This window comes from Salipiger sp., from assembly GCF_059781815.1.
Genome location: NZ_JBYNAH010000280.1, coordinates 1 through 5,892, shown reverse-complemented (window position 1 = coordinate 5,892; position 5,892 = coordinate 1). Strand labels below are relative to the sequence as shown.

Below are 5,892 nucleotides of genomic sequence, written 5' to 3'. Positions count from 1 at the left end.
TCTGCCCTTCACCTATGTTAAATCGCCGAAGGACGGCATCGCCGAGGTGTTCTACACCCTCGCGGGCGCGCTCGCCAACGAGGCCGACGACGATTTCACCCTGCTTTATGCCCGCATCGCGCAGTATCTGCGCCCGGATCACTCCGGCGCCATTCTGATGACCGCGTCGCTGCTCGAGGCGCTCGGGCAGTACGACCTTGCGGTCGCCGCCTACAAGCAGGTCCCGCGCGAGGATTCCTCCTATCACGCGGCCGAGCTTGGCCGCGCCGAGGCGCTGCGCTCGAGCGGCAAGGTCGACGCGGCGGTCGAGGTGCTCGAGCAGCTTGCCGGCACCCATGGCGGCCAGGCGGCGGTGCAGTCGGCGTTGGGCGACATGATGCGCCAGCTCGAGCGCTACGACGAGGCGATCGCGGCCTATGACGCGGCCCTCGGCACGTTCGAGGACGAGAACCCGGCGCTGTGGTTCCTCTACTACGCCCGCGGCATCAGCAACGAGCGGCTCAAGAACTGGGACGCAGCAGAGGCCGATTTCCGCAAGGCGCTCGATCTCAATCCGGGCCAGCCGCAGGTGCTCAACTACCTCGGCTACTCGCTGGTCGAGCAGCACCAGAAACTCGACGAGGCGCTCTCGATGATCGAGCAGGCGGTCGCCGAGCAGCCGCAGAGCGGCTACATCATCGACAGCCTCGGCTGGGCGCTCTACCGGCTTGGCCGCTACGAGGAGGCGGTGGTTCATATGGAGCGTGCCGCCGAGCTGATGGCGGTCGATCCGGTGGTGAACGATCACCTCGGCGATGTGTATTGGGCCGTGGGCCGCCACATCGAGGCGGAGTTCCAGTGGAAGCGCGCCCTGAGCTTCGTCGACTGGGACGAGGCCTCGGACGAGATCGACCCCGAGCGCATTCGCCAGAAGCTCAAGGTCGGCCTCGACGCGGTTCTGGCCGACGAAGGCAAGCCGCCGCTCAAGATGGCCAATGGCGAGTGAGGTCTTCGCACCGGCCAAGATCAACCTGACCCTGCACGTGACCGGCCGCCGAGACGACGGCTATCACATGCTGGATTCGCTGGTGAGCTTCGCGCCGGTCGGTGATTTGCTGGCGATTTCGGACGGCGAGGGCCTGTCGCTGCGGGTCTCGGGCCCCGAGGCCGAGGGCGTGCCCGAGGATGGCAGCAATCTCGTGATGAAGGCCGCGGCCCTGCTGGGCGGGGAGGCCGCGTTGCACTTGCACAAGGCGCTTCCGGCTGCGTCTGGCATTGGTGGCGGCTCCGCCGATGCCGCTGCGGCGCTGCGCGGGCTGGCGGCGCGGGGGGGCGGCGATGCCTCGCCCGAGGGGTTGCTGGCGTCCCATGGCGCGGCGATCCTCGCGCTCGGGGCGGATGTTCCGATGTGCGTCCAGTCCCTGCCGCTGCGGGCGCGGGGCATCGGCGAGGCGCTCACGCCGCTGGCGCTGCCCCCGGTGGCTGCCGTTCTGGTCAACCCGCGCCTGCCGGTCTCGACCCCTGCGGTCTTCCGTGCGCTCGAGAGCCGCGACAATACGCCGATGCCGGATGCGCTGCCCGAAATGGCGGATGCGGCCGAGCTGATCGCCTTCCTGCACGAGATGCGCAACGACCTTCAGGCGCCGGCCTGCGCGGTGCAGCCCGCGATCCGCGACGTGCTGGCCCGGATCGGCGGGAAGCCGGGCTGCAAGCTCGCCCGCATGTCGGGCTCCGGGGCCACGTGCTTCGGGTTGTTCCTGTCCGAGAAGGAGGCGCAAGCGTCCGCCGAGGCCATCGCCGCGGCAGAGCCGGGCTGGTGGGTGGCCAGCGGCGTTCTGGGCGATTGTTCGGCGCTGGCGGCGCCGCGGGGTCAGTAGACCCGCGACACCACGAAATCGGCGAGCTCGACCAGCAGGTCGCGCAGCTCGGATGCCGGCAGCTTTTCCATCGAGACCTTGGCCTTGTCGGTCCAGGCCTGCGCGTCGGCGCGGGTGGCATCCAGCGCGCCATGCTTGGTCAGAAGCTCCAGAGCGTGCTCGAGATCGCCGTCCTGCTGGTCGCCCTTCTCGATGGTGCGCTTCCAGAAGGCGCGCTCCGCGTCATCGGCAGCGGCGATGGCCTTGATCACCGGCAGGGTCAGCTTGCGCTCGCGGAAATCGTCTCCGACATTCTTGCCGGTGGCGGCGCTGTCGCCCTGGTAGTCGAGCAGATCGTCGACGATCTGGAAGGCGATCCCCAGCGCGTCGCCATAATCGAACAGCGCTTGCACCTGGTCTTCCTCGACGCCTGCGATCACGCCGCCGACCTCGGTCGCCGCCGAGAACAGCGCGGCGGTCTTGCCGCGCACCACTTGAAGATAGATGTCCTCGTTGGTGCGCAGATCCTGCGCCGCGGTGAGCTGCAGCACCTCGCCCTCGGCGATGGTGGCGGCGGCATTGCTGAGGATGTTGAGCACCCGCAGGTTGCCGGGCTCGACCATCAGCTGGAAGGCGCGGGCGAAGAGGTAATCGCCCACCAGCACGCTCGACTTGTTGTCCCAGAGCAGGTTGGCGGTCGGGCGGCCCCGGCGCTGCTTGCTCTCGTCGACCACGTCGTCATGCAGCAGCGTCGCGGTGTGGATGAACTCCACCGTCGCCGCGAGATGCACGTGGAACGGCCCCTCGTAGCCGCAGAGCCGCGCCGAGGCGAGCGTGAGCAGCGGGCGCAGGCGCTTGCCGCCGGCCTCGACGAGATGCGCGGTGACCTCGGGGATGCGGGGGGCGTGCTTCGACGCCATGCGCTCGCGGATCAGGGCGTTGACCCCGTCCATATCCCCGGAAAGCAGCGTGGCGAGCCGGTCATGCGGCTTCTGCATCGGCGTATCCAAACCCATCAAACCCTCGGTATCGGCCTCGACAAGGAGGCGCCCCTGTCCTTACATCCCCGGCATGGAAGAGCTTCTGCGCACAAACGACATCACGCTGATCCCGCTGGTCAAAACCCTTCTCGACGGGGAGGGTATAGACAGCTTCGAGCTGGACGTAAACATGAGCGTGCTCGAGGGCAGCTTGGGCATTCTGCCGCGGCGGCTGATGGTGCGGGCCGACCAGATCGACGATGCCCGCCGCATCCTGCGCATGAACGGGGTGCGTTTTGAGGGCTGAGCCCTTCGCCGAGGACGCGTTGCAGTGCAGCGATTTCCTCGGCGGTCGGGTGCGGCTCTGGCAGCCGCGCGCGGGCTATCGGGCGGGCATCGACCCGGTGCTGCTGGCCGCAAGCGTGCCGGCAAAGGCGGGGCAGAGCGTTCTGGAGCTGGGTTGCGGCGCGGGGCCGGCGCTGTGCTGCCTTGGCGCGCGGGTGCCGGGGCTGCGGCTCACCGGGCTCGAGATCCAGCCTGCCTACGCGGCGCTCGCGCGGCGCAACCTCGCGGAAAACCGGCTCTCGGGCGAGGTCATCGAGGGTGACATCGGCACCCCGCCCGATGAGCTGAAGGCGCTCACGGTCGATCACGTCCTCGCCAACCCGCCCTATTTCGAGACCGAGCGGCGGAGCATCGCCCCCGATGCCGGGCGCGAGATGGCGCTGGCCGGCCCGGCGCCGCTGGCCGACTGGGTGCGTCTCGCGGCGAAACGCCTGCGCGCCAAGGGCACGGCGAGTTTCATCCAGCGCGCCGAGCGCCTGCCAGAGCTTCTGGCGGCGATGGGGGAGGGGCTCGGCTCGCTCGAGATCTGGCCGCTGGCGCCGCGCGCGGGCCGGGCGCCTCGGCTGATTCTCGCACGCGGGCGCAAGGGCGGACGCGCGGCATTTCGCCTCCATGCGCCGCTGGTCCTGCATTCGGGGCCCGCGCATATTGAAGATGGCGAGGACTATACCGATGTCATTCGTACGGTTCTGCGGGAAGGCGAGGCGCTCAATTTCCCGCCGTGATCCGTCGGTGCTGACGCATGGTAAGGCAATGTTGAGGACGTTCGCATCTGCAGCGTGACTTGAATCGCCGGATGTGCTGCACTGAAGGCTCGTACCCAGCAAAGGAGGACATTATGAGCTTGAGTTCGCATCTGCAGGAACTGAAGAAAAAGCACCACCACCTCTCGACCGCTGTTGAAGAAATGCAACGCAGTCCGGGCGTTGACGACCTGCACGTCGCCGAACTGAAGAAGCAGAAACTCCGCCTCAAGGAAGAGATCACCCGGCTGAGCACGCAGCCGCACTGATCCCCCGAACTTTGCAAATCCCCGGTCTGGTGGTCTTCGGACAACCGGGCCGACCCCGGAAATCCGTGGAAATTGCAGCTCGAATCAGAGCTGACACAAATTAAACATCAGACTGTAAAACGCTTGTGACGGCGCGGAGGGAAACGCCCGCGCCGTCGCTTTGTCCGGTCATTTCGTCTGGCCGGTTGCTCAGTCGCTGATCGGCTCGAGCGAGGCTTCCAGCCGCTCGCGCAGATGCGCGTGCTGCTCGGGCAGCTTCAGCGCCTCGCCAAGCGCGCCGCGCTCTTCGTCGCGGTCGAACCCCGGCTCGCCGGTCGCCACTTCGAACAGCACCCCGCCGGGGCTGCGGAAGTAGATCGCCCAGAAGTAATCCCGGTCGATCTGCTCGGTGACGCGGAAGCCCTGCGCCTCAACCGCCTTCTGCACCTCTTTCTGCGCGGCGCGATCCGCCACGGCAAAGGCCACGTGATGCACGCTGCCGGCGCCCTGCTCGGCCTCCGGGGCGTCGCTCTGCACCAGATCGACGACATTCGCCCCGTTGCCGTTCGGCATGGCAAACCGGGTCACCGCGCCCTCGGTCCCGGCCTCTTCATAGCCCATGAAGCGCAGGAGCTCTGCGGTCGGGCCGGTTTCGGCCAGCGCCAGTTCGACCGAGTGGAAGCCGCGAATGGCGACCTCGGCATCGATGCCGCTGCCGGTCCACGGGGTCCGGTCGTCGTCGCTTTCCACCAGCGTCAGGTCATCGCCGTCGGGCCCGTCGATGCGCAGCCGGGTCTCGCCGAAACGCTCTTCGCGCAGGCTCGGCGTGCGCCCGGCAAGACGCTCCTCCCAGAACGGCAGGCTGCCCTTCGGGACGGCAAAGGCGGTGGTCGAGACCTCGCCGCTGCCCGGCACCCGGCGCTTGGCGTTGGGGAAGGGGAAATAGGTCATCACCGTGCCCGGGGTGCCGATCTCGTCGCCGTAATAGAGGTGGTAGACGTCGGGCCGGTCGAAATTCACCGTCTTCTTCACCCGCCGGAGGCCGAGCGTCCGGGTGAAGAACGCGTTGTTCTGCTGCGCGCCGGTGGCCAGCGACGTGACGTGATGAAGGCCTTGGATCTGGCTGAGCATGGCGGGTCTCCTCTGGTGCGTGTGACCCCTGATATAGAGCGCGCGCGGCTGTTGGCATACAGGCGGCGGCGCGCCATTTCTGTGCAGGTTCGCACGACAGCGCAGGGCGGGGATCGGTTGGGGCGCTTTCATGCGCGAGGAAACGCCGGCGGCGCGCGCGCACGAAAAAGCCCCGGCGCGAAGGCCGGGGCTTTGCCGTTCCGTCGGACCTCAGGTCAGACGAAGAACTGGCCACCGTTGGCCGAGATCGTCGAGCCGTTGATGAAGCCCGCATCTTCCGAGGCGAGGAAGACCACGCAGCGGGCGATCTCTTCCGGCTCGCCGAGGCGGCCGGCGGGGATCTGGGCGATGATCGACTCGCGCACCTTTTCCGGCACCGCCATCACCATCTCGGTGGCGATGTAGCCGGGGCAGATCGCGTTGGCGGTGATGCCGGCGCGGGCGCCTTCCTGGGCCAGCGACTTGATGATGCCGAGGTCGCCGGCCTTGGTTGCGGCGTAGTTCACCTGGGCGAACTGGCCCTTCTGGCCGTTGATCGACGAGATCACGATGACGCGGCCGAACTTGCGCTCGCGCATGCCGGGCCAGATCGGGTGCACGGTGTTGAACA

8 protein-coding genes are annotated in these 5,892 nt (G+C 67.8%); 5 read left to right on the top strand and 3 right to left on the bottom strand.

The genetic code is table 11. The features are described 5' to 3' along the window. A partial coding sequence (locus AC6RA4_RS22725; RefSeq protein WP_500164179.1) for a tetratricopeptide repeat protein occupies positions 1–985 on the top strand: 985 nt, incomplete at its 5' end. Continuing rightward, positions 975–1,856, top strand: coding sequence for a 4-(cytidine 5'-diphospho)-2-C-methyl-D-erythritol kinase (locus tag AC6RA4_RS22720; RefSeq protein WP_500164177.1), 882 nt, complete (start codon positions 975–977; stop codon positions 1,854–1,856). The genes AC6RA4_RS22725 and AC6RA4_RS22720, both read left to right, overlap by 11 nt. On the opposite strand, the gene AC6RA4_RS22715 is transcribed toward AC6RA4_RS22720, so the two are convergent. Further along, the gene (locus tag AC6RA4_RS22715; protein WP_500164175.1) at positions 1,850–2,851 is read right to left on the bottom strand and encodes a polyprenyl synthetase family protein; all 1,002 of its coding nucleotides are present in this window, start codon (positions 2,849–2,851) and stop codon (positions 1,850–1,852) included. The two genes, AC6RA4_RS22720 and AC6RA4_RS22715, sit on opposite strands and share 7 nt — an antisense overlap. Positions 2,852–2,906: 55 nt before the next feature. Here AC6RA4_RS22715 and AC6RA4_RS22710 point away from each other — a divergent pair, with 55 nt between their 5' ends. The 3 genes from AC6RA4_RS22710 to AC6RA4_RS22700 all read left to right on the top strand — a co-directional run bounded on the left by AC6RA4_RS22710 (position 2,907) and on the right by AC6RA4_RS22700 (position 4,172). Then, positions 2,907–3,122, top strand: a complete 216-nt coding sequence (locus AC6RA4_RS22710) for a putative signal transducing protein (RefSeq protein WP_500164173.1) — start codon at positions 2,907–2,909, stop codon at positions 3,120–3,122. Further along, positions 3,112–3,885: a tRNA1(Val) (adenine(37)-N6)-methyltransferase gene (locus AC6RA4_RS22705; protein WP_500164172.1), complete on the top strand. Its 774-nt coding sequence runs from the start codon at positions 3,112–3,114 to the stop codon at positions 3,883–3,885. The genes AC6RA4_RS22710 and AC6RA4_RS22705 overlap by 11 nt, the downstream gene beginning before the upstream one ends. A 113-nt stretch (positions 3,886–3,998) precedes the next feature. Further along, positions 3,999–4,172, top strand: coding sequence for a YdcH family protein (locus AC6RA4_RS22700; protein ID WP_222602269.1), 174 nt, complete (start codon positions 3,999–4,001; stop codon positions 4,170–4,172). Between the two features lie 189 nt (positions 4,173–4,361). On the opposite strand, the gene AC6RA4_RS22695 is transcribed toward AC6RA4_RS22700, so the two are convergent. Both AC6RA4_RS22695 and AC6RA4_RS22690 read right to left on the bottom strand, forming a co-directional pair. After that, complete coding sequence (locus AC6RA4_RS22695) at positions 4,362–5,282, bottom strand: VOC family protein (RefSeq protein WP_500164170.1); 921 nt, start codon at positions 5,280–5,282, stop codon at positions 4,362–4,364. A 215-nt stretch (positions 5,283–5,497) separates the two neighbouring features. Then, positions 5,498–5,892 (bottom strand): SDR family oxidoreductase (locus tag AC6RA4_RS22690; RefSeq protein WP_500164168.1); only part of this gene is annotated, 395 nt, incomplete at its 5' end.

What these genes read in the sequence shown, in the direction of transcription:
- AC6RA4_RS22720 (WP_500164177.1), top strand. Translation starts at nt 975, where the DNA reads ATGGCGAGTGAGGTCTTCGCACCGGCCAAGATCAACCTGACCCTGCAC.
- AC6RA4_RS22695 (WP_500164170.1), bottom strand. Translation starts at nt 5,282, where the DNA reads ATGCTCAGCCAGATCCAAGGCCTTCATCACGTCACGTCGCTGGCCACC.
- AC6RA4_RS22710 (WP_500164173.1), top strand. Translation starts at nt 2,907, where the DNA reads ATGGAAGAGCTTCTGCGCACAAACGACATCACGCTGATCCCGCTGGTC.
- AC6RA4_RS22700 (WP_222602269.1), top strand. Translation starts at nt 3,999, where the DNA reads ATGAGCTTGAGTTCGCATCTGCAGGAACTGAAGAAAAAGCACCACCAC.
- AC6RA4_RS22715 (WP_500164175.1), bottom strand. Translation starts at nt 2,851, where the DNA reads ATGGGTTTGGATACGCCGATGCAGAAGCCGCATGACCGGCTCGCCACG.